This window comes from Serratia sp. BIGb0163 (assembly GCF_024809935.1).
Taxonomy (GTDB): domain Bacteria; phylum Pseudomonadota; class Gammaproteobacteria; order Enterobacterales; family Enterobacteriaceae; genus Serratia; species Serratia quinivorans.
This window is the reverse complement of the sequence record NZ_JANUDZ010000001.1, coordinates 22,328-43,453: the sequence shown is the minus strand read 5'-3', so window position 1 is coordinate 43,453 and position 21,126 is coordinate 22,328. Positions and strand designations below refer to the sequence as shown.

20 protein-coding genes and 1 riboswitch are annotated in these 21,126 nt (G+C 56.8%); of the genes, 9 read left to right on the top strand and 11 right to left on the bottom strand.

Features of this window, described 5'->3' with window-relative positions:
• Nucleotides 1–2: 2 nt before the first annotated feature.
• Together M2406_RS00215 and M2406_RS00210 are read right to left on the bottom strand one after the other, a co-directional pair.
• A complete protein-coding gene (locus M2406_RS00215; protein ID WP_012005769.1) occupies nucleotides 3–452 on the bottom strand; it encodes a universal stress protein in 450 nt (149 codons plus the stop codon).
• 12 nt (nucleotides 453–464) lie between these two features.
• Nucleotides 465–1,244 carry an IclR family transcriptional regulator gene (locus tag M2406_RS00210; RefSeq protein ID WP_259187834.1) on the bottom strand — a complete coding sequence of 260 codons (780 nt, stop codon included), beginning with the start codon at nucleotides 1,242–1,244 and terminating at the stop codon, nucleotides 465–467.
• Nucleotides 1,245–1,404: 160 nt separating this feature from the next.
• Between M2406_RS00210 and M2406_RS00205 the strand changes: the two genes are divergently transcribed.
• On the top strand, nucleotides 1,405–3,012 hold the full coding sequence (locus M2406_RS00205) for an MFS transporter (protein ID WP_259187832.1): 1,608 nt from the start codon (nucleotides 1,405–1,407) through the stop codon (nucleotides 3,010–3,012).
• 2 nt (nucleotides 3,013–3,014) lie between these two features.
• The gene (locus tag M2406_RS00200) at nucleotides 3,015–4,043 is read left to right on the top strand and encodes an HlyD family secretion protein (protein ID WP_012005766.1); all 1,029 of its coding nucleotides are present in this window, start codon (nucleotides 3,015–3,017) and stop codon (nucleotides 4,041–4,043) included.
• Nucleotides 4,044–4,253: 210 nt separating this feature from the next.
• Here M2406_RS00200 and rhlE read toward each other — a convergent pair whose 3' ends face one another.
• Nucleotides 4,254–5,624 (bottom strand): ATP-dependent RNA helicase RhlE, encoded by a 1,371-nt coding sequence (gene rhlE, locus M2406_RS00195; RefSeq protein WP_012005765.1) that lies wholly within the window; start codon nucleotides 5,622–5,624, stop codon nucleotides 4,254–4,256.
• Nucleotides 5,625–5,929: 305 nt separating this feature from the next.
• Here rhlE and cecR point away from each other — a divergent pair, with 305 nt between their 5' ends.
• The 5 genes from cecR to M2406_RS00170 all read left to right on the top strand — a co-directional run bounded on the left by cecR (nucleotide 5,930) and on the right by M2406_RS00170 (nucleotide 11,776).
• Nucleotides 5,930–6,628, top strand: a complete 699-nt coding sequence (gene cecR, locus M2406_RS00190; RefSeq protein WP_012005764.1) for a transcriptional regulator CecR — start codon at nucleotides 5,930–5,932, stop codon at nucleotides 6,626–6,628.
• 134 nt (nucleotides 6,629–6,762) lie between these two features.
• On the top strand, nucleotides 6,763–7,749 hold the full coding sequence (gene hlyD / locus M2406_RS00185; RefSeq protein ID WP_259187830.1) for a secretion protein HlyD: 987 nt from the start codon (nucleotides 6,763–6,765) through the stop codon (nucleotides 7,747–7,749).
• A gap of 10 nt (nucleotides 7,750–7,759) precedes the next feature.
• Nucleotides 7,760–9,490, top strand: coding sequence for an ATP-binding cassette domain-containing protein (locus tag M2406_RS00180; protein ID WP_259187829.1), 1,731 nt, complete (start codon nucleotides 7,760–7,762; stop codon nucleotides 9,488–9,490).
• Nucleotides 9,487–10,659, top strand: a complete 1,173-nt coding sequence (locus M2406_RS00175) for an ABC transporter permease (protein WP_256347870.1) — start codon at nucleotides 9,487–9,489, stop codon at nucleotides 10,657–10,659. Before M2406_RS00180 ends, M2406_RS00175 begins: the two co-directional genes overlap by 4 nt.
• A gap of 10 nt (nucleotides 10,660–10,669) precedes the next feature.
• Complete coding sequence (locus M2406_RS00170) at nucleotides 10,670–11,776, top strand: ABC transporter permease (protein ID WP_259187828.1); 1,107 nt, start codon at nucleotides 10,670–10,672, stop codon at nucleotides 11,774–11,776.
• 44 nt (nucleotides 11,777–11,820) lie between these two features.
• Here the strand turns inward: M2406_RS00170 and M2406_RS00165 are convergent, their stop codons facing one another.
• From M2406_RS00165 to moaA, 6 genes are all read right to left on the bottom strand, one after another.
• Nucleotides 11,821–12,531 carry a Bax inhibitor-1/YccA family protein gene (locus M2406_RS00165; RefSeq protein WP_012005759.1) on the bottom strand — a complete coding sequence of 237 codons (711 nt, stop codon included), beginning with the start codon at nucleotides 12,529–12,531 and terminating at the stop codon, nucleotides 11,821–11,823.
• A 331-nt stretch (nucleotides 12,532–12,862) separates the two neighbouring features.
• Nucleotides 12,863–13,330 carry a molybdopterin synthase catalytic subunit MoaE gene (moaE, locus tag M2406_RS00160; protein ID WP_172491172.1) on the bottom strand — a complete coding sequence of 156 codons (468 nt, stop codon included), beginning with the start codon at nucleotides 13,328–13,330 and terminating at the stop codon, nucleotides 12,863–12,865.
• 2 nt (nucleotides 13,331–13,332) lie between these two features.
• Complete coding sequence (gene moaD, locus M2406_RS00155) at nucleotides 13,333–13,578, bottom strand: molybdopterin synthase sulfur carrier subunit (RefSeq protein ID WP_012005757.1); 246 nt, start codon at nucleotides 13,576–13,578, stop codon at nucleotides 13,333–13,335.
• The gene (gene moaC / locus M2406_RS00150; RefSeq protein WP_012005756.1) at nucleotides 13,575–14,054 is read right to left on the bottom strand and encodes a cyclic pyranopterin monophosphate synthase MoaC; all 480 of its coding nucleotides are present in this window, start codon (nucleotides 14,052–14,054) and stop codon (nucleotides 13,575–13,577) included. Before moaC ends, moaD begins: the two co-directional genes overlap by 4 nt.
• Before the next feature lie 5 nt (nucleotides 14,055–14,059).
• Nucleotides 14,060–14,572 carry a molybdenum cofactor biosynthesis protein B gene (gene moaB / locus M2406_RS00145; RefSeq protein WP_017891980.1) on the bottom strand — a complete coding sequence of 171 codons (513 nt, stop codon included), beginning with the start codon at nucleotides 14,570–14,572 and terminating at the stop codon, nucleotides 14,060–14,062.
• 27 nt (nucleotides 14,573–14,599) lie between these two features.
• The gene (gene moaA / locus M2406_RS00140) at nucleotides 14,600–15,586 is read right to left on the bottom strand and encodes a GTP 3',8-cyclase MoaA (protein ID WP_189636449.1); all 987 of its coding nucleotides are present in this window, start codon (nucleotides 15,584–15,586) and stop codon (nucleotides 14,600–14,602) included.
• A riboswitch (molybdenum cofactor riboswitch) is annotated at nucleotides 15,573–15,715 on the bottom strand. (Overlaps the previous gene by 14 nt.)
• Nucleotides 15,716–15,975: 260 nt before the next feature.
• Here moaA and yvcK point away from each other — a divergent pair.
• Nucleotides 15,976–16,893: a uridine diphosphate-N-acetylglucosamine-binding protein YvcK gene (yvcK, locus tag M2406_RS00135; protein WP_012005753.1), complete on the top strand. Its 918-nt coding sequence runs from the start codon at nucleotides 15,976–15,978 to the stop codon at nucleotides 16,891–16,893.
• Nucleotides 16,894–16,898: 5 nt separating this feature from the next.
• Here the strand turns inward: yvcK and M2406_RS00130 are convergent, their stop codons facing one another.
• Nucleotides 16,899–17,156: a VF530 family DNA-binding protein gene (locus M2406_RS00130; protein WP_012005752.1), complete on the bottom strand. Its 258-nt coding sequence runs from the start codon at nucleotides 17,154–17,156 to the stop codon at nucleotides 16,899–16,901.
• Between the two features lie 107 nt (nucleotides 17,157–17,263).
• The gene (gene uvrB / locus M2406_RS00125) at nucleotides 17,264–19,276 is read right to left on the bottom strand and encodes an excinuclease ABC subunit UvrB (RefSeq protein WP_017891976.1); all 2,013 of its coding nucleotides are present in this window, start codon (nucleotides 19,274–19,276) and stop codon (nucleotides 17,264–17,266) included.
• A 1,138-nt stretch (nucleotides 19,277–20,414) separates the two neighbouring features.
• Between uvrB and M2406_RS00120 the strand changes: the two genes are divergently transcribed.
• A complete protein-coding gene (locus M2406_RS00120) occupies nucleotides 20,415–21,125 on the top strand; it encodes an ATP-binding cassette domain-containing protein (protein WP_012005750.1) in 711 nt (236 codons plus the stop codon).
• Nucleotide 21,126: the final 1 nt, after the last annotated feature.

The window sequence follows — 21,126 nt, the reverse complement described above, 5'->3', positions numbered from 1 at the left end:
AATCAGTCGGCACGCACGTCAACCAGCACCGGGCAATCGGCGTTCTCAATCACCAGGGCGCTGTGCGACCCATTCAACAAACGTCTAAAGGGGGAAAGATGGCGTCGCCCCATAATAATCATCGTCGCATTCAGTTCTTTCGCCTGGGCAACAATGGTTTCTGCCGGCTCACCCGCCACCACCCGCCCACGCGCATTGACCCCTGCCGCCTGCAGTTCGCTCAGTGCCCGGTGCACCACGGTCGCGGCGGCCTGTTGTTCATCCTGCGCGCAACCGAAATCTGCCGGATCTTCACCCGGTTCAATTTCAAACGGCCCCGTTACGGAATAGCTAAGATCGACACAACAAAGCACCACTAGCGCCGCCTGTTGCGCCAATGCCTGTTCGGCAGCCAGTGAAATGACCTTACGAGCATTAGCGGAATTATCAACCGCAACCAACAGCGTTTTCATTATCTTCTCCGGTTAATCTCGCGACGCCACCTTGCCAATCTCATCGATCAACGCGTCTTTACACTTAAGGATCTCCTCGCGGAAGCGAGCTTCATTCTTGGCCAAACGGGTGCTGGGCACTAACAGACTGATGGAGAAACGCCCCAGAATGGTGTCGATAGCCACCGCCATGGTAGAGACGCCTTCCAATGTTTCTTCCCGATCGAAGGACAGGCCGGTACGGCGTATTTCGGTCAGATGCTGCAGCAGTGCCGGAAAATCACGCACCGTCAGATCCGTCACCGCCCTATAGGCCTCACCCAGTAAATCCCGGGCCGCATCGTCGCTGTTCAACGCCAGCAGCGCTCGCCCGCCGGAGGTGCTGTACAGCGGCAGATTCATGCCGATGCGTGGCACCACTCGCAGCTCACGATCCGCCACAATGTAGTGCACTACCGCCAGTTGCAAACCGCTGGCGCGCGCCAGCGATACCGTCTCACCAGTGGCGTCACATAAAGCCTGCAACCAGGGGGTCGCAATCGACACCATTTCGGTATGTACGCTGGCAATCAGCCGCAGCAACGACGGCCCGAGGCGCACACCACCGGCACCGCCGCGCACCAATTGCACGGAGTCCAGCGCGTTGACGATACGTTGCACGGTGGAACGCGGCAGATCGACCGCCAGCGCTATTTCGCCCAGGCTCATGCCATTGGGCTTGGCGCCCAGCGCATCGAGGATTTTAGCCGCACGGGTAATGACCTGAATACCGCCGGTTTTTTCATCATCACAACATGTTGAGGGTTCGGACATGGAAGGCTCTTTTCCTTGCTTTTGACCACACTGTAACATTTTTTCCGGTCAGGCGGCACGATGTACCACATTGCAATACAGTGCATCACAATGTAGCATGCGTCACAATGTATCGCTATGCAATACAGTGCATCGTAAGTTTCGTTTCTGGAGTCATACTATGAATGCTCAGCCTGCGCCTGCCGTCGCTGCGCCGCATCCTTTTACCCTGCGTCTGGCTGTGGGGTTGGTGGGTGTGCTGATTGCCGCCCTGACCTCAGGACTCAATGATCGCATCAGTGATTTGGCGCTGGCGGATATCCGCGCGGCTATCGGTATCGGTTTCGACCAGGGGAGCTGGATCACCTCGGCCTATCAGGCCGCGGAAGTGTCGGCCATGATGGTGGCCCCCTGGTTTGCCGTGACCTTTTCGCTACGCCGTTTCGCCCTGGTGATGATCGGCGGTTTTGCCGCCGTCGGCGTACTCCAGCCGTTAACTGCTGATCCCACCCTGTTTATTGCTCTGCGGGTGGTGCAAGGCCTGTTTGGCGGGGCATTGCCGCCGTTGCTGATGACGGTGGCGCTGCGTTTTCTGCCCCCGACCATCAAACTTTACGGGCTGGCCGCCTATGCGCTCACCGCCACCTTTGGCCCCAATGTCGCGGCACCGCTGGCGGCGCTGTGGACCGACAGTCTGGGTTGGCAGTTTGTCTTTTGGCAGGCGATCCCGCTGTGTCTGATAGCCTCCTTACTGATCGGTTGGGGGTTGCCGCAGGATCCCTTGCGGCTGGAGCGTTTCCGCCAGATCGATCTGTTCGGCATGCTGACCGGTTGCAGCGGTATTGCGCTGTTGATCCTTTCGCTGACTCAGGGTGAGCGACTCGACTGGTTCAATTCACCCTTAATTAGCCTGATGCTACCGGTTTCCATTGCGTTGCTGGTGACGTTTTTAATCAACGAATGGTTCCATCCGTTGCCACTGTTAAAACTGCAATTACTGCGGCGCATCAATCTTTCTTATAGCCTGCTGACGCTGGCTGGCGTGCTGTTGCTGGCGTTGTCAGGCTCAATGCTGCCGTCGTTTTACTTTTCGCAGGTGGAGGGTTTTCGCACCGTACAATTTGCGCCGCTGGCGTTAGCCGTCGGCCTGCCGCAGTTGGTGATAGCCCCGTTAATCGCCGCCCTGTTGAACCTGCGCTGGATAGACGCCCGTTGGGTGCTGACTATCGGTGCCGCGCTAATCGCCGTCTCCTGCCTGCTGGGAATGCAATTGACCGACGATTGGGCACGAGAAAACTTCTGGCTGATCCAAGGCCTGCAGGCATTTGGCCAGCCGATGATGATTTTACCGGTGTTAATGACCTCTACCAGCGTGATCCTGCCACCGGAAGGGCCTTTTGCCTCGGCAATGTTTAACACCGTGCGCGGTTTTTCCGCCGTGGCGGCGGGCAGCCTGGTTGAGAATTTTATTAGCCACCGGGAGCAATTTCACTCTCATGTGCTGGTTGACCGGCTGGGTAATCGCCCGTGGCTGATGACGGCAGAGAGCTCAGAACACGCCAGCGGGGCTATACCGCTGTTACCGGACGGCTCGGTCAGTTCAGCGGAAAATCTCGGGCATTTTTCGACGCTGGTAAAGCATCAGGCGGTGATCCTCAGTATCAGTGACGCCTACCTGCTGATTATTGGCTGTGCACTGCTGTTGGTGTTGCTGACCGCCTGGTTGCCGAAGCGTGTCTATCCGCCGCAAACGCTCTTACCTCTAGTTCCAAAAACATCAGGATCATAACCATGAGCTTCACCCCTGCAAAACGAACCTTAACCCTGGCGTTGCTGCTGTTAATCCTGCTGGCGATTGCTTTTTTTGTCCGCTCATCGCTCAATCGCCACCATTTGCGTACCGATGATGCGGTCGTGAGCGCCGATTACACGCTGGTGGCCCCCAAGATTTCCGGCTATATCCGCAGCGTCAACGTCAGTGACAACCAGCAGGTAAAAGCCGGTGAAGTGCTGGCCACCCTCGACGATCGGGATTACCGCGTGGCGCTGGAAACGGCACAGGCCAATCTGCAGATTAGCCAGGCCAAATTGTCCAGTATTCAGGCGCAGCTGGATCAACAGCAGGCCAATATTGCCCAGCAGGAAGCCGGCGTCAGCGCCAGCCAGGCCACGCTCAACTACGCCGGGCAGAACGCCGATCGCTATCGCCGGTTGCTGAAAACCGGCACCGCCACCGCTGATGAGCAGCAGAAATCGGCCTCCGTGATGCAGACCGCCGCCGCACAGCTAAAGCAGAATCAGGCGGCGGTGGTTTCGGCACGTAAAGAAGTCGGGGTGTTGCAGGCCAGCCGCAAACAGGCCGAAGCGAATATTGCCGCCTCGCAGGCCAGCGTTGATCAGGCGCGTCTGAATCTTTCCTATACCCAGATTATTGCGCCGATTGCCGGCAGCGTCGGCCAGCGCGCGGTACGCCAGGGTGCCTGGGTCTCCGCCGGTACGCGTCTGCTGGCGGTGGTGCCGCTACAACAGAGCTACGTGGTCGCCAACTTCCTGGAAACCCAGTTAGCCAACGTCTCTGCCGGCCAGCCGGTATCCATCACCGTCGATGCGCTGCCCGGCGTGACGCTGCGCGGCCACGTTGACAGCATCGCCCCGGCCACTGGCTCGACCTTTGCCGCCATCAGCGCCGATAACGCCACCGGCAACTACACCAAAGTGGTGCAACGCCTGCCGGTGAAGATCCTGCTGGAACCCAACCAGCCGGAACTGGCGCGACTGCGTGTTGGCATGTCGGTGGTGCCGGAACTTGAGATGCGCTGATTTTTACGTATAAAAAAGGCCACCCTAAAGGTGGCCTCAGACGGCTGACAAAGTCATTTGTAGCTAAAAGTACTGTTTTAGGTACTAACAAAAACAAAGGATTAAGTCTTCTGGTTTACGCCAAACATCCGAAAACCACGTTTTTCGGGTGTTTGTCACCAAACTAAGGCCACCCTAAAAGTGGCCTCAGACGGCTGACAACAGCGCAATTTACTCAGCCGGGCGGCTGCGCGGACGGCGCGGAGCACCTGAACGCGGCTTGCCATCACCCTGCGGACGAGCACTGCCACCACCGCGGTTTTCACGCTGACCGCCATTGCCGCCACCGTTGCCACTGCGCTGGCCGCCACCGTTACCGGAGCGTTGACCACCGCCGTTGCCGCGTGGCGCACCGCGCCCACCAGCCTGACGACCGTTGATGATCGGCTCGGCCTTGATGCTCGGATCCGGCTCATAGCCTGGCAGGGCAATACGCGGGATCTCACGTTTGAGCAGGCGTTCGATATCGCGCAGCAGTTTGTGTTCATCCACACACACCAGCGAGATCGCCTCACCGGTACGTTCAGCACGACCGGTACGGCCGATGCGGTGTACGTAGTCTTCCGGCACGTTAGGCAACTCGTAGTTCACCACATGTGGCAACTGGTCGATGTCCAGACCGCGTGCCGCGATGTCGGTAGCGACCAATACGCGAATTTTGCCGTCTTTAAAATCGGCCAATGCGCGGGTACGCGCGCCCTGGCTTTTGTTGCCGTGGATCGCTGCGGCAGTGATGCCGTCTTTGTTCAGCTGTTCAGCCAGGTGGTTGGCGCCGTGTTTGGTGCGGTTAAACACCAAGACTTGCTTCCAGTCACCTTCGCCGATCATCTGGGACAACAGTTCCCGCTTACGCTTCTTGTCTACGAAGTGCACGCTTTGCTCAATCTGCTCGGACGCGGTGTTGCGGCGCGCCACTTCAACCGATGCCGGGTTGTGCAACAGTTTGTTGGCCAGCCCTTTGATGTCGTCGGAGAAGGTTGCAGAGAACAGCAGGTTCTGACGCTTGGCAGGCAGTTTGGCCAGCACGCGGCGGATATCATGGATAAAGCCCATATCCAGCATGCGGTCTGCTTCGTCCAGCACCAGAATTTCAATTTTGGACAGGTCAACCGCGCGCTGGTGTTCCAGATCCAGCAGGCGACCCGGTGTTGCCACCAGCACGTCGACGCCGCCGCGCAGTTTCATCATCTGCGGGTTGATGCTCACGCCACCAAATACCACCAGCGAACGCAGGCGCAGGTATTTGCTGTAGGATTCGACGTTTTCGCCGATCTGCGCAGCCAGTTCACGGGTAGGCGTCAGGATCAACGCACGTACCGGACGGCGACCTTTGACCGCATGGTCATGCTTACTCAGCAGCTGTAGCAGCGGCAGGGTAAAGCCAGCGGTTTTACCGGTACCGGTCTGGGCGCTGGCCATCAGGTCACGACCTTCCAATACGACAGGAATAGCCTGGCGCTGAATTGGCGTAGGTTCGCGATAGCCCTGTTCTTCAACAGCGCGCAGAATTTCAGCACTTAAGCCGAGGGTTTCAAATGACATAAAGAGAAAAACTCCAGATCCCCCCTAACCTAACAGTGTTCGGTGCAGTTTCCTGGGAGGATTATCAGACGGGACATTTTGCATGACCACGAGGGATTGGCACAAACTGCAGTGCACCAAGCGGGCGAGTGTAGCAGAAGTCGAACAAGAAAACGCAAATTAAGTGACGCAGAGCACAATATGCCGACAATTCAGCCAAATCCGAAAAGATACCCTTAAATAAACCGCGGTTACTGATTGCATTTCGTGCAATCTGGCATAAAGTTAATCATATGATTGATTAACTTTTATGAGCGCCATCAATAATGCCAAATAATCAGACTGCCGGCCGGGCACGGGGCGAGCAAGCGCGTCAGCAGTTGATCGCCGCCGCCATCGAAATGTTCGGTGAATACGGCATTCAGGGTGCCACCACCCGCGATATTGCCCAGCGTGCCGGGCACAACATCGCCGCCATCACCTACTACTTCAATTCTAAAGAAGGCCTGTATCTGGCCGTCGCCCAGTGGATTGCCGATTTTATCCAGCAGGCGTTTCGCCCGCTGGCCGAAGAGATTGACCGCTTCTGGCAACTCCCGGAAGCCGAACGTCTACCGGAGCATTACCTCGAACATCTGAAACGTGGCCTGCTGGCGTTCAGCGATCTGATGACTCAACCGCAGACGCTGAACCTGAGCAAAATCATGTCGCGCGAGCAGCTCTCCCCCACCGATGCCTATCCGCTGATCCACCAACAGGTGGTGGCGCCGCTGCATAACAAGCTTTGCCGCCTGCTGGCGGCCTACACCGGCATCGATCCGCAGTCGACCAAAATTGTGCTGCATACCCACGCGCTGATCGGTGAAGTGTTGTCGTTTCGCGTGGCACGGGAAACCGTCCGCCGACAGGCCGGTTGGCAGCAGATCGACACTGCCGAGGCGGAACAAATCAGCGAAGTACTGGCTGAACACATTGAGATTCTGGTTAATGGGCTGCGCCAACGCTATGGCGCGTATACCCTATAGCTTTCAAGTTGCAGCTAGGCGGCCAGCTCGCTCATCCCCAGGCGCTTACTCAAGTAAGTAACTGGGGTGAGCGAGTGCAGGTAACAACGCTGCAACTTGAAAGATGACGGGTATAAATTCAGGCAGGGAGAATTATGAATAAAAAACGCAGTGCCTTTTTGGTGGCGGTTGTTGTGCTGATCGCCGCGGCCGTTTACGGGGTCTGGTATCACCAACAGCATCAGGATAAACCGCTGACGCTGTACGGTAACGTGGATATTCGCACGGTGAATTTGGGCTTCCGCGTCGATGGGCGTCTGGCGTCGCTGACGGTGGATGAAGGCGATACCCTGCAACCGGGGCAATTACTCGGCAAACTGGACGACGCGCCCTACATCAACGCGCTACAGCAGGCGCAGGCTAACGTCGGCAGTGCCAAAGCCAAACTGGCGCTGCTGATGGCCGGTTACCGCGCCGAAGAAATAGCCCAGGTACGTTCGGAAATGGCGCAGCGCCTGTCCGCCTTTAGCTATGCCGATAGCTTCCTGAAGCGTCAGCAGGGCCTGTGGGCGAAAAATGCCACCTCTGCCGACGCGCTGGAAGATGCCCGCACCTCACGCAATCAGGCGCAGGCCAACCTGCAGGCGTCGAAAGACAAGCTGGCGCAATACCTGAGCGGTAACCGTCCGCAAGAAATAGAAGAGGCCAAAGCCAATCTGGCGCAAAGCGAGGCCGCACTGGCTCAGGCCCAGCTTAACCTGCACGACACCACTTTAGTTTCCCCGTCCGCCGGCACGGTGCTGACGCGTGCGGTCGAGCCGGGCACCATGCTCAGCGCCGGTGGCACGGTGTTCACTTTGTCGCTGACCCGTCCGGTGTGGGTGCGTGCCTATGTGAATGAAACCAGTCTGAGTAAAGCGACACCCGGTACCGAACTGGAAATCTACACCGACGGCCGGCCAGACAAGCCGTATCACGGCAAAATCGGCTTTGTCTCGCCGACCGCTGAATTCACGCCGAAGAGCGTCGAAACCCCGGACCTGCGTACCGACCTGGTGTACCGCCTGCGGGTGATAGTGACCGACGCCGATGACGCGCTGCGCCAGGGGATGCCGGTCACCGTTCGCTTTGCCCAACCTTGAGGGAGCGGTGATGGAACAGGTCATTGAGCTTGAGGCGTTGGAAAAGCGTTTCCCGTCACTGGCAAAACCGGCGGTCGCCAGCCTGACTACCCGGCTGACCAGCGGCGCGGTCACCGGGCTGGTTGGCCCCGACGGTGCCGGTAAAACCACCCTGCTGCGGATGCTGGCCGGACTGCTCAAACCCAGCAGCGGTACACTGCGCGTCGCCGGGTTGGATCCGATCGCTCAGGATCGTCAGTTGCATGCCATTCTCGGCTACATGCCGCAAAAGTTTGGTCTGTATGAAGATCTGACGGTGATGGAAAACCTGACGCTGTACGCCGATCTGCGCGGCGTCACCGGCGATCTCCGCAAGCAGACGTTCGATCGCTTGCTGACATTCACCGATCTCACCCGTTTCACCACCCGACTGGCGGGCAAACTTTCCGGCGGCATGAAGCAAAAACTCGGGCTGGCCTGTACGCTGGTCGGGCAACCGCAGGTGCTGTTGCTGGATGAGCCGGGGGTCGGCGTCGATCCAATCTCGCGTCGCGAGCTGTGGCGCATGGTGCATGAACTGGCCAACGACGGCATGTTGATCCTGTGGAGCACCTCTTATCTGGACGAAGCCGAACAGTGCCGCGAAGTGCTGCTGCTTAACGAAGGGGAACTGCTGTTCAGCGGCGCACCGAAAGATCTTACCCAGAGAATGGCCGGGCGCACGGTGCTGATCGCGCCACCGGCCGGTAGCCACCGCGCCCTGCTGCAACGGGCGATCTGCCTGCCGGCGGTCACCGACGGTGTGATCCAGGGGAAATACCTGCGGCTGATCCTCAAGCAAGGCGAAGATCATCGCCAGCTACTGCAGGCATTGGATCTGCCGGATGCCGAACTGAGCGAAGCGGAACCGCGCTTTGAAGATGCGTTTATCGATCTGCTCGGCGGCGGGCCAAACAGTAAATCGGCGCTGGCGGAGATCATGCCGACCGTCGAGGGAGAAAACACGGAAACGGTGATCGAAGCTCAGGGGCTAACCAAGAAATTCGGCGACTTTGCCGCCACCGACCACGTGGACTTCAAAGTGCAGCGCGGGGAAATTTTCGGCCTGCTCGGCCCGAACGGTGCCGGTAAATCCACCACCTTTAAAATGATGTGCGGGTTGCTGGTGCCCACCGAAGGCAAGGCGCTGGTGCTGGGTATGGATTTGAAAACCAGCTCCGGCAAGGCACGCCAGCATTTGGGTTATATGGCGCAGAAATTCTCGCTGTACGGCAACCTGACGGTGGCACAAAACCTGAAGTTTTTCTCCGGCGTTTATGGCCTGAGCGGCAAGGCGCAGCGCGATAAAATCAGCGAGATGTCCAACGCCTTCAACTTTGGCCCGATCCTCAACCAGACGCCGGACTCGCTGCCACTGGGCTTCAAACAGCGGCTGGCGCTGGCCTGCGCACTGATGCACGAGCCGGATATTCTGTTTCTCGACGAACCAACCTCGGGCGTCGATCCCCTGACCCGACGTGAATTCTGGCTGCATATCAACGGCATGGTGGATAAAGGCGTGACGGTGATGGTGACCACCCACTTTATGGATGAGGCGGAATACTGCGACCGCATCGGGCTGGTGTATCGCGGCAAGATCATCGCCGCCGGCACGCCGGACGATCTCAAACACCAGGTCGCCAAGAGTGATAATCCCAATCCCTCCATGGAACAGGCGTTTATCGAGCTGGTGCAGGGTTATGATCAGGAGGAGCAGCCATGAGCCCAAAAATAGCCATGAGCGAAAAAAATGCCACCCGCGATGACAGTGGTTTTTCCTGGCGGCGGCTGCGTGCACTGTGCCTGAAAGAGACGCGGCAAATCCTGCGCGATCCGAGCAGTGGGCTGATCGCCTTTGTCATCCCATTAATGCTGCTGTTTATCTTCGGCTACGGCATCAACCTGGACTCCAGCAAGCTGCGGCTGGGCATTCTGATGGAACAGCAGAGCGAAGAGGCACGTGATTTGGCCAACGCCTTTGCCGGTTCGCCCTACATCGAGCCGACCATCAGCGACAACCGTCAGCAGTTGATCCAACTGATGCAGGCCGGACGCATCCGTGGGCTGGTAGTGATCCCCAATGATTTTGCCCAACGCATGGCGCGACCGCACGACAGCGCACCGATACAAATTATTACCGACGGCAGCGAGCCGAACACCGCCAACTTTGTCCAAGGCTACACCCAAGGAGTATGGCAAGTCTGGCAGCAACAGCGTGCCACCGATAATGGGCGTGAGGAAAAACCGTTAATCGATGTACAGATGCGCTATTGGTTTAACCCGGCGGCCATCAGTCGGCACTACATTATTCCCGGTGCCATCACCATTATCATGACGGTGATCGGCGCTATCCTCACCTCACTGGTGATCGCCCGTGAGTGGGAGCGCGGCACCATGGAGGCGCTGCTTTCCACCCAGGTAACGCGCACAGAGCTGCTGTTGTCGAAGCTGGTGCCCTACTATTTTCTCGGCATGATCGCCATGGTGCTATGTATGGCGGTGTCGGTATGGGTGCTCGGCGTGCCCTATCGCGGCTCGCTGCTGATTTTATTCGTCATCAGCAGCCTGTTCCTTGCCAGTACGCTCGGCATGGGGCTGCTGATTTCTACCATTACCCGCAACCAGTTCAACGCGGCAATGGTGGCGCTGAACGCGGCCTTTCTGCCTTCGATCATGCTGTCCGGCTTTATCTTCCAGATCGACAGCATGCCGGCCATCGTGCGCGCCGTGACCTACATCATTCCGGCACGCTATTTCGTCAGCACGCTGCAAACGCTGTTCCTGGCGGGCAACGTCGGTACGGTGTTGATGATTAACTTGCTGTTCCTGATCGCTTCGGCGGTGGTGTTTATCGGCCTGACGGCCTGGAAAACCCAGCGGCGGCTGGATTAAGGGGAATAAGATGTTTCACCGTCTCTGGACGTTAATCATAAAGGAAATGCAGTCGCTACTGCGCGATCCGCAGACCCGTGCCATCCTGATTATGCCGGTTATCCTGCAGGTGCTGCTGTTCCCGTTCGCCGCCACGCTGGAGGTGACCAACGCCACCATCGCGGTCTATAGCGAAGACAGCGGTCATGCCTCGGTCGAGCTGACCCAGCGCTTCGCCAAAGCCAAGGCCTTCTCGCATGTGTTGCTGTTGCGCAGCCCGCAGGAAATACAAACCACCATCGATAACCAAAAGGCCCTGCTGCTGATCCGCTTCCCGGCCCAATTCTCGCGTGATATCGCCAACGGCAATACGGCCCCGCTGCAATTGTTGCTCGATGGGCGCAACTCCAACAGCGCGCAGATCGCCGCCAACTATATTCAGCAAATTGTGCAGGACTATCAGAATGAACTGATCGGCGGTCGCGCCAAGCCGAACAACAGCGAGCTGGTGGTGCGCAACTGGTATAACCCGAATCTGGACTACAAATGGTTTGTAGTACCTTCACTGATCGCCATGATCACTACCATTGGCGTGCTGATTGTCACCTCATTGTCGGTAGCGCGAGAACGCGAACAGGGCACGCTGGAGCAGTTGCTGGTGTCACCGTTGACCACCTGGCAGATTTTTATCGGTAAAGCGGTACCGGCGCTGATCGTCGCTACCTTCCAGGCCAGCATCGTGTTGCTGATTGGCATCTTTATCTATCAGATCCCGTTCGCCGGTTCGCTGCTGCTGTTCTACGGCACCATGCTGGTTTACGGATTGTCTTTGGTGGGGTTCGGTCTACTGATTTCGTCGCTGTGCGCCACCCAACAACAGGCATTTATCGGCGTGTTCGTGTTTATGATGCCGGCGATCCTGCTTTCCGGTTATGTCTCACCGGTGGAGAATATGCCGGTGTGGCTGCAAAACCTCACCTGGGCCAATCCCATCCGCCACTTCACCGACATCACCAAGCAGATCTACCTGAAGGACGCCAGTTTCGGCATCATCTGGCATAGCCTGTGGCCGCTACTGGCAATCACCGCCACCACCGGCAGCGCCGCTTACGCCATGTTCCGCCGTAAAATTGCATAAAAAAAGGGCTCAGCATGCTGAGCCCCTGCAAGTCATATAGATTCTTATCTGCGGTTACCGAAAATTCGCAGCAACATCAGGAACAGGTTGATGAAATCAAGGTACAGCGTCAGCGCGCCAACGATGGCGTATTTGCGGAAACTGTCTTTGTCATCGGCGTTCAACTGTTCGCCCATCGCTTTCAGTTTTTGGGTGTCGTACGCCGTCAGGCCAACAAACACCACCACCCCGATATAGGTAATCGCCCACATCAGCGCGGAGCTTTTCAGCCAGATATTCACCAGCGAAGCCAGCACGATACCGATCAGCGCCATAAACAGCATGCTGCCGAAACCGCTCAGGTCACGCTTGGTGGTGTAGCCGTACAGGCTCATGGCACCGAACATGCCGGCGGTCACCACGAAGGTACTGGCGATCGAGCTATAGGTATAGGCGATGAAAATGCTGGAAAGCGTCAACCCGGTCAGCGCCGAATACAACATAAACAGCGAGGTGGCGACCGTGCCACTGAGACGATTGACCATGCCGGAAATCACGAACACCAGACCCAGCTGCGCGATAATCAGGCCGAAGAAGGTGATCTGGCTGGAGAAGATAAAGTTAAGGATCGCGGGCGTGTTGGCCGCGTACCAGGATACAAACGCCGTCAACAGCATGCCACAGGTCATCCAGCCGTATACCTGCGCCATATAAGCCTGAATGCCGCTGTTGGCACGTTCGACGATTGAACCATTAGAGCGTGGATATCGGTCCATGACGGTTACCTTTTGCGTGTGGAACAAGATTTCGAGTCTCACTTTACGGGACCCGGCCTGCTATAAGCGTATCACAGAAAATATAATGGCAAAGCGGCAAAGGTATTGATTTGTTTCTGCTGTTTACACCCGTCGCCTTTCAAACTGTAGCGTTGTTACCTGCACTCAGTTATGTGGCCCGTCCATGGGCCACACCCCTTCGGGGCCGCTGCAAGCAGCGTTCAAATCTGCTCCTGGCAGATTTGTCACCCCAGTTACTTATTCAAGTAAGCGCCTGGGAATGAGTGAGCTGGCCGCCTAGCTACAGCTTGAAATTCATAGGGTGTACAGATCACTTAATGATTTTATGCCAGCGTTCCGCCGCCTGACGATCGCTGTCGCGCGCGTCAACCCAGCGGTCGCCCTGACCAACGGCTTCGCGTTTCCAGAACGGGGCGCGGGTTTTAAGGTAGTCCATGATGAACTCGCTGGCTTCGAATGCCATGCTGCGGTGCGCGCTGGTCACGCCGACAAACACAATCTCATCGCCAGGGAACAGCTCACCCACGCGGTGGATCACCGTCGCGCGCTGCAATGGCCAGCGGCTGCGTGCTTCGTCCACGATTTCCGCCAGCGCTTTTTCGGTCATGCCCGGGTAGTGTTCCAGCGTCAGAGCACTGACGTTATCGCCCAGATTATGGTTACGTACCTTGCCGGTAAAGGTCACCACGGCACCGTCATCGTCGCACTGCGCCAGCCACTGGTATTCTTCGCCGACGTTGAACGGCGCTTCCCCCACGCGGATACGGGTATTTTCCACCATTAACCCCCGGTTACCGGTGGAAAGAAAGCGACTTCATCACCGGCACGCAGCGGATGTTCCGCCGCCACCAGGGACTGGTTTACCGCCGTCAGCAACTTGCCTGACTCCAGTGCCAGCGCCCAGCGATCGCCACGTTCGCACAGCGCCTTACGCAGCGCCTCCACCGTTGGATAATCCGCCGGCATTGACAGATCGCCGGTGCCAACCAGCTCGCGTACCTGGGCAAAAAACAGAATGTTAATCATAGTTCCACCTTAAAATCACCGGATTTACCGCCGCTTTTCGCCAGCAGCCGCACCGGGCCGATCACCATGTCTTTTTGTACCGCCTTGCACATGTCGTAAATGGTCAATGCGGCCACCGAAGCGGCGGTCAAGGCTTCCATTTCGACGCCGGTCTTGCCGGTCAGCCGGCAGCAGGTTTCAATCCGCACCCGGCTGTGTTCCGGCTGCGCTTCCAATTGCACCTCGACCTTGCTCAGCATCAGCGGGTGACACAGCGGGATCAGCTCCCAGGTGCGTTTCGCCGCCTGAATACCGGCAATGCGCGCCGTGGCAAACACATCACCCTTGTGATGGCTACCCTCGATAATCATCGCCAGCGTGGTCGGTAGCATTTCAACAAAGGCCTCGGCACGCGCCTCGCGCACCGTCTCTGCCTTGGCAGAAACGTCGACCATATGGGCTTCGCCCGCGGCGTTAATGTGAGTCAGCTGCGTCATAGTTTCTATTTCTTCAAATGTGGCAGGAAGTTGCACGGGCGGTGACGCGCGTCCAACTGCTCTTCAATAATGCGTTCCCAGGCGGTGCGGCAGGCACGAGTCGAGCCAGGCATGGCAAAAATTACCGTCTGATTGGCCATTCCGGCCAGTGCACGCGACTGAATAGTGGCGGTGCCAATCTCTTCATAGGACACCATACGGAACAGTTCGCCGAACCCTTCCACTTCACGATCGAACAGCGGCAGCAGCGCTTCCGGGGTATTGTCCCTGGCGGTAAAACCGGTGCCCCCGGTGATCAGCACGGCTTGAACCTGCTCGTCGGCGATCCACGCGGAGACTCGCGCGCGGATTTGATATTTATCGTCTTTGACGATGGCGCGATCCACCACCTGATGCCCGGCCTCAAGCGCCGCTTCCTGCAGATACTGGCCCGAGGTGTCTTCCGCTTCACCGCGACTGTCCGAAACGGTCAGAATAGCGATATGCGCCGGAATGAATTCACTGCTGGCATGACTCATTGCTTGCTCCCATGCAATTGGAAAAATTTATCCGCCGATAAACGACAAATTCTGCGTGATGCCACTGTTGCCCTGGTGCAGGAAGTGGGTCTGCTTTTTGGTCCGCAGCCCGCCCTGAATGCGATCCTTCAACTCTTCAAGCTGGCCGTCATTCACCAGCAGATCGCGCAGGTTAATGCCCTGCTCACCGAACAGGCACAGGTGCAGATTACCGATGGCGGAAACCCGCAGCCGGTTGCAGCTGGCACAGAAATCTTTTTCGTACGGCATGATTAAACCCACTTCGCCCTGGTAATCCGGGTGGCTAAACACCTGCGCCGGGCCGTCGCTGCGGCCGCGCGGTTGCAGTTGCCAACCCTGCTGTTCCAGTTGCGAACGGATCACTTCGCCAGACACGTGGTGTTTGCGGAACAAGTCGCCACCCTCACCGGTTTCCATCAGCTCGATAAAACGCAGTTGGATCGGACGGTCTTTTATCCAGTGCAGGAAAGCGCCCAGTTGCTGATGGTTAACGTCACGCATCAGCACCGCGTTGACCTTGACCTTGCTGAACCCGGCGGTAAAGGCCGCGTCGATGCCCTCCATCACCTGGCGGAATTTGTCCTGGCCGGTAATGGCGTGAAATTGACGGGGGTCCAGGCTGTCGACGCTGACGTTGATCGCCGTCAGGCCGGCGTCACGCCAGCCGGCAACGTCGCGCGCCAGGCGGTAGCCATTGGTGGTCACGGCAAGCTGGCGAACGGCCGGATTTTCACGCACGGCGGCAATGATCTCGGTAAAATCGCGACGCAGCGAAGGCTCACCGCCGGTCAGGCGCACCTTTTCGGTGCCCAGCTCGGCGAAGGCGCGGCTGACACGTCGGATCTCATCGAGCGACAAGAAGGTTTTCGGGCTGCCGTTAGGGCGATAGCCATCCGGCAAACAATAGGTGCAACGGAAGTTACACACGTCGGTGATCGACAGGCGCAAGTAATAGAATTTGCGCTCATAAGCATCAATGAGTTGCGGCACCATAACACCTTCCAAAGTCGGGAGATGCGAGCGTTTCCGCTCTGCACCCTGGTGGCTGACTTCGCCACGGCCCAAGCGCCATATTGTTCGCAAGAACAACGTAGGCCCAGAGGCTAGGAGTTTTGGTTTCAGTTCCCGCTGCCTGAGTAGCCGGAACGAAACCGTGGTTTTCTCCAGAATTCTAGCGCTAAACAAAGGCGATAGCCAACGCCCAATTTCGCTATATAATTGTGTATACAGCGTTTTTATGCACTTCTGAATCGGGTAAACCATGATAAACGTCCTTTACGCAGACGAATTGACCGGAATCACGCAAATCACACTCTTTTTCGCGTTTTTACGCCAAATCCGCTACTTTATGCGGGCAGTTAAGCCCCTTTGTAAGGAAATTTATGCGTAATCGTACCCTGGCCGATCTCGATCGGGTGGTGGCATTAGGTGGTGGTCATGGTCTTGGCCGCGTGATGTCTTCCCTGTCGTCTTTAGGATCCCGTTTAACCGGTATTGTCACCACCACCGATAACGGCGGTTCCACTGGCCGTATTCGCCGCTCGGAAGGCGGCATTGCCTGGGGCGATACCCGTAACTGCCTGAATCAGTTGATCACCGAACCGAGCGTGGCCTCGGCGATGTTCGAGTACCGCTTTAGCGGCAATGGCGAACTTTCGGGGCATAACCTCGGTAACCTGATGTTGAAGGCGTTGGATCATCTCAGCGTGCGCCCACTGGAGGCGATCAATCTGGTACGCAGCTTGCTGAAGGTCGACGCGGCGCTGATCCCGATGTCTGAGCAGCCGGTGGATCTGATGGCACACGACCATGAAGGCAACCACGTCTACGGTGAAGTGAATGTCGATCAACTGACTGACATGCCGCAGGAACTGATGCTGTCACCGCGCGTCAATGCGACACGCGAAGCGCTGGATGCCATCGCACAGGCCGACGTGATCCTGATTGGGCCAGGCAGCTTCCTGACCAGCCTGATGCCGCTGCTGCTGCTCGATGACCTGACACAAGCCTTGCGCCGCAGCAGTGCCAATATGATTTATATCGGCAATCTGGGGCGCGAGCTGAGCGTCGCGGCAGCCGCCTTGACGCTGAAGAACAAGCTGGAGCTGATGGAAGAGAAAATTGGCCGCCGGATGATCGACGCGCTGATTGTTGGGCCGACGGTAGATGCCAGCGAAGTACAGGATCGGGTGGTGATTAAACAACCGCTGGAAGCGACGGATATCCCTTACCGCCACGACCGTCAGTTGCTGCGCCAGGCGCTGGATCAGGCATTGATCGAGTTGGGTGCCCGCGGTTAAAGGCTTTACTGGCCGCCGCGCAACCACGGATTATCGCTGGCGGCCTTCTCGACCATATCGATATAAAGATCTTCCACCTGCTTGCGCGCCCACGGCGTGCGGCGCAGAAACTTCAGGCTGGATTTAATGCTGGGATCGCTGCTGAAGCAGTTGATGCGAATGCGTTCAGCCAGCCCTGACCAGCCGTAGCTCTCCACCAGTTTATTTAAAAGTTGTTCCAGAGTGACGCCGTGCATCGGGTCTTTGGACTGGTGTTCGGTCATGGTCTGCGGCTCGTAGTAGTCAATTGGCCGCACACCATAATCAGCTTTGGCGGAGGCGACAAGGATTTTATGTTTGGTAGCGCCACCCCTGGCGGCGCCCCAACCGGTCACGAAATAGCGATAAACTGCTCGCGCAGCTGGTGGATCTCATCACGCAAGCCTGCCGCCAACTCGAACTCCAGATTCTGTGCGTGGGTATACATCTGCGCTTCCAGCTCGCGGATTTTTTGATCCAGGGCTTTTGGCGTGAGGTGTTGATATTGCGCGGCGTTTTCCGCCGCCTTGCCCTTCCCTCTGCCCTTGCCGCGATTGCCCGGTTTGCCCAGCTGCAATACATCGGAAACTTTCTTGTTCAGGCCCTGCGGCACGATGCCATTTTCTTCGTTGAACGCCTGCTGTTTGGCGCGACGACGTTCGGTCTCGCTTATCGCCCTGGCCATCGAGTCGGTAATTCTGTCACCGTAGAGGATCGCTTTACCATTGAGGTTACGCGCCGCACGGCCAATGGTCTGGATTAACGAACGTTCGGAACGCAGGAAGCCTTCTTTATCCGCGTCCAGAATCGCCACCAGCGACACCTCAGGCATGTCCAGCCCCTCACGCAACAGGTTGATACCCACCAGCACGTCAAACTCACCCAGGCGCAGGTCACGAATGATTTCGACCCTTTCCACGGTATCGATGTCCGAGTGCAGATAGCGTACCCGCTCGCCGTGCTCTTCGAGATATTCGGTCAGGTCTTCCGCCATGCGTTTGGTCAGGGTGGTGACCAGTACGCGCTCGTTGATTGCCACCCGCTTGCGAATTTCAGACAGCAGGTCATCCACCTGGGTGGTCACCGGCCTGACTTCTATTAGAGGATCCAGCAAGCCGGTAGGGCGCACCACCTGATCGATAATATCGTCGCCGGACTTCTCCAGCTCATATTTGCCCGGCGTGGCAGACACGTAGATCGTCTGTGGGGCCAGCGCTTCAAACTCTTCAAAGCGCATCGGGCGGTTGTCCAGCGCCGACGGCAGGCGGAAACCGTATTCCACCAGCGTCTCTTTACGCGAACGGTCGCCCTTGTACATAGCGCCGATTTGCGGAATGGTGACGTGGGATTCATCGACCACCAGCAGGCCATCCGCCGGTAAATAATCAAACAGCGTCGGCGGTGGCTCGCCCTCTTTACGTCCGGACAGGTAGCGCGAGTAGTTTTCAATGCCGGAGCAGTAGCCCAGTTCGTTCATCATCTCCAGATCAAACTGGGTGCGCTGCGTCAGGCGCTGCTCTTCCAGCAGCTTGTTATTGGCCAACAGCACCTTGCGCCGTTCGGCCAGATCCACTTTGATCTCTTCCATCGCCTGCAGGATCCGCTCACGCGGCGTCACGTAGTGCGACTTCGGATAAATGGTAAAACGCTGGACCACCTGTTCGATCTGGCCGGTCAAAGGATCAAACAGCGAAAGCCGCTCGACCTCCTCATCAAACAGTTCAATGCGCAGCGCCAGCTCGTCCGACTCTGCCGGGAAGACGTCGATCACCTCGCCACGCACGCGGAAGGTCGCGCGCTGGAAGGCCTGATCGTTACGGGCATATTGCAGCTCCGCCAAACGACGCAGGATCGAACGCTGATCGATGATCATGCCCTTGGTCAGGTGCAACATCATCTTCAGATACAGATCAGGATCGCCCAGACCGTAGATCGCCGAGACCGACGCCACCACAATCACATCACGGCGCTCCAGCAATGCTTTGGTCGCGGAAAGACGCATCTGCTCGATGTGTTCGTTCACCGCAGCGTCTTTTTCGATAAAGGTGTCGGAGCTGGGTACGTAGGCTTCCGGCTGATAGTAGTCGTAGTAAGAGACAAAATACTCGACCGCATTCTCGGGAAAGAACTCTTTCATCTCGCCGTACAGCTGCGCCGCCAGCGTTTTGTTAGGTGCCAGCACCATGGTGGGCCGGTTCAGATCGGCTATCACATTGGCGACGGTAAATGTCTTGCCCGATCCGGTAACGCCCAGCAGCGTCTGGTGTGCCAGGCCGTCTTCCAGCCCCTCTTCCAGCTTGCTGATGGCCTGCGGCTGATCGCCGGCCGGTTTGAATTCGGAATGCAGTTTGAAAACTTTACTCATGGACTCGGCTACCCTGTGGAGATGTGCGCGCTCAGGCGGCCATAGAGCTGATGCTCAATTGATGGCCTCTAATTATGGAAAGCCCCGGCGATTTTTGCCAGTGCCCATGATACTGGATATAAAACCAGCTTCAAGCGATTCGTCGCTTTAGCGTGCGTCAAATCAGGCTGAATGCACCGTCGGGGTTACAGCCGCGTGACATTTTTATTGTCAATAACAGATTTATCCCCAAAATCCGTCACGAATTAACTTATTGATAGCACTGCGGCCAAAAATCATACATAGAGACTTCATCAATACATTGGCCGCTTGATTTTAGTTAAAATATTGATAATTAATGACTTTACAAAAAAGACGAGATTGCGGACAAAGCGAACACAACCCGCGTCCGCTCTCGCTTTAAACCGGTTTTCTCAATCTAATGCACAAGGTTATCCACAGGAATGGTGGATAACTCTCACCACCCCGCCCCGGCTGGGAGTTGCAGAAAGAGCGCTTTTTGCCGTTTCTGTCCGCCAAGATGGCTTTTTTAGTTATTTTTTCACAATAATATCGCTTTGGTTATGCCGATTAATGCTAAAAAGCCCCATTGCCAAAAACGGATTTATCTCATTGTTGCCGTCACCCGATGCATCTTGCTACAACCGACGAAATAGTTTGCACCATAAGCATTCTTCGCAGCACTGGAAGAGTGCAAAAATCGTCCGCGTTAACTTTCCCCTCTATTTTCACTTGGTCCGCCAGCCCTGTCCTGGCGCGAAAAACCGTTAACAAGGCAATAACAATCCTGTTTTTAACGGTTTTATAAAGTTGGCCCAAGGGTTGCATTACCCTTGGGTGGCAAAAGTACGATCGGGATAAATATCCGGGATGTAATGGCGGAATTATCCGCTGTCATTTAGCGGACAGACGGAAGTAAAACAACCGCTCTTTACTTGATAAAGACCAAAGAGCGCGGACAATCCGACAATAACTGCGATTTTTGCCTATGTATCACTTGTTTTACCAGAATTTAAACTGCCTGGTAAAAGGCAGTCATTCGGCACTTTATTCTGGACATTAAAGCACTCGGGAAAGAAACCGCTACTGTGAAAACGGTGGCAAGGAGTGGAATACGATTCTTTGAGGAGAATGCCGGATGTTGAGTTTAAGGTCAGTGAATCAGTTTTACGGGCAAACCCATACCCTGTGGGACATCAATCTGGAATTGCCGCGCGGCCAGTGCACGGTGCTTATCGGCCGTAACGGCGTGGGCAAGACCACGCTGGTGAACTGCATCATGGGCCATTTGCCGGTGGTCAGTGGCAGCATGACCTGGCAGTTGGCGGATGAACCGCCACAAAATCTGCTGCAGCAACCGGTGGAAACCCGCACCGCGCTGGGGATCAGCTATGTTCCGCAAGGACGACAAATCTTTTCGCAGCTCAGCGTAGAGGAAAACCTGCAGGTAGCGCTGATGGCCGGCCGCGATAAAAACCGCCGCATTCCGCCTTTGATTTATAACCTGTTCCCCAACCTGCGAGAAATGCGCAGCCGCAGAGCCGGAGATTTGTGCGACGGTGAGCAGCAGCAACTGGCGATTGGTCGCGCCCTGGTGCTGGAGCCAGAGTTGCTGATCCTCGATGAGCCCACCAGCGGTGTGCAGCCCACGATCGCGGCCGATATCGGTAACGTGATCCGTAAGCTTAACCGCGAACTGGGTATGACTATCCTGCTGGTGGAGCACAAGCTGCCGTTTGTCCGTCGCGTGGCGGACCGTTTTTGCCTGATGGACCAGGGCCGCAGCGTCGCCGATGGCACGCTCGAACAGTTGGACGAGGAATTGATTAATGCCTATCTGGCAGTTTGAC

Excerpts from the sequence above, each read along its gene's own strand:
- M2406_RS00215 (WP_012005769.1), bottom strand. The coding sequence starts at position 452 with ATGAAAACGCTGTTGGTTGCGGTTGATAATTCCGCTAATGCTCGTAAG.
- M2406_RS00210 (WP_259187834.1), bottom strand. The coding sequence starts at position 1,244 with ATGTCCGAACCCTCAACATGTTGTGATGATGAAAAAACCGGCGGTATT.
- M2406_RS00205 (WP_259187832.1), top strand. The coding sequence starts at position 1,405 with ATGAATGCTCAGCCTGCGCCTGCCGTCGCTGCGCCGCATCCTTTTACC.
- M2406_RS00200 (WP_012005766.1), top strand. The coding sequence starts at position 3,015 with ATGAGCTTCACCCCTGCAAAACGAACCTTAACCCTGGCGTTGCTGCTG.
- rhlE (WP_012005765.1), bottom strand. The coding sequence starts at position 5,624 with ATGTCATTTGAAACCCTCGGCTTAAGTGCTGAAATTCTGCGCGCTGTT.
- cecR (WP_012005764.1), top strand. The coding sequence starts at position 5,930 with ATGCCAAATAATCAGACTGCCGGCCGGGCACGGGGCGAGCAAGCGCGT.
- hlyD (WP_259187830.1), top strand. The coding sequence starts at position 6,763 with ATGAATAAAAAACGCAGTGCCTTTTTGGTGGCGGTTGTTGTGCTGATC.
- M2406_RS00180 (WP_259187829.1), top strand. The coding sequence starts at position 7,760 with ATGGAACAGGTCATTGAGCTTGAGGCGTTGGAAAAGCGTTTCCCGTCA.
- M2406_RS00175 (WP_256347870.1), top strand. The coding sequence starts at position 9,487 with ATGAGCCCAAAAATAGCCATGAGCGAAAAAAATGCCACCCGCGATGAC.
- M2406_RS00170 (WP_259187828.1), top strand. The coding sequence starts at position 10,670 with ATGTTTCACCGTCTCTGGACGTTAATCATAAAGGAAATGCAGTCGCTA.
- M2406_RS00165 (WP_012005759.1), bottom strand. The coding sequence starts at position 12,531 with ATGGACCGATATCCACGCTCTAATGGTTCAATCGTCGAACGTGCCAAC.
- moaD (WP_012005757.1), bottom strand. The coding sequence starts at position 13,578 with ATGATTAACATTCTGTTTTTTGCCCAGGTACGCGAGCTGGTTGGCACC.
- moaC (WP_012005756.1), bottom strand. The coding sequence starts at position 14,054 with ATGACGCAGCTGACTCACATTAACGCCGCGGGCGAAGCCCATATGGTC.
- moaB (WP_017891980.1), bottom strand. The coding sequence starts at position 14,572 with ATGAGTCATGCCAGCAGTGAATTCATTCCGGCGCATATCGCTATTCTG.
- moaA (WP_189636449.1), bottom strand. The coding sequence starts at position 15,586 with ATGGTGCCGCAACTCATTGATGCTTATGAGCGCAAATTCTATTACTTG.
- yvcK (WP_012005753.1), top strand. The coding sequence starts at position 15,976 with ATGCGTAATCGTACCCTGGCCGATCTCGATCGGGTGGTGGCATTAGGT.
- M2406_RS00130 (WP_012005752.1), bottom strand. The coding sequence starts at position 17,156 with ATGACCGAACACCAGTCCAAAGACCCGATGCACGGCGTCACTCTGGAA.
- uvrB (WP_017891976.1), bottom strand. The coding sequence starts at position 19,276 with ATGAGTAAAGTTTTCAAACTGCATTCCGAATTCAAACCGGCCGGCGAT.
- M2406_RS00120 (WP_012005750.1), top strand. The coding sequence starts at position 20,415 with ATGTTGAGTTTAAGGTCAGTGAATCAGTTTTACGGGCAAACCCATACC.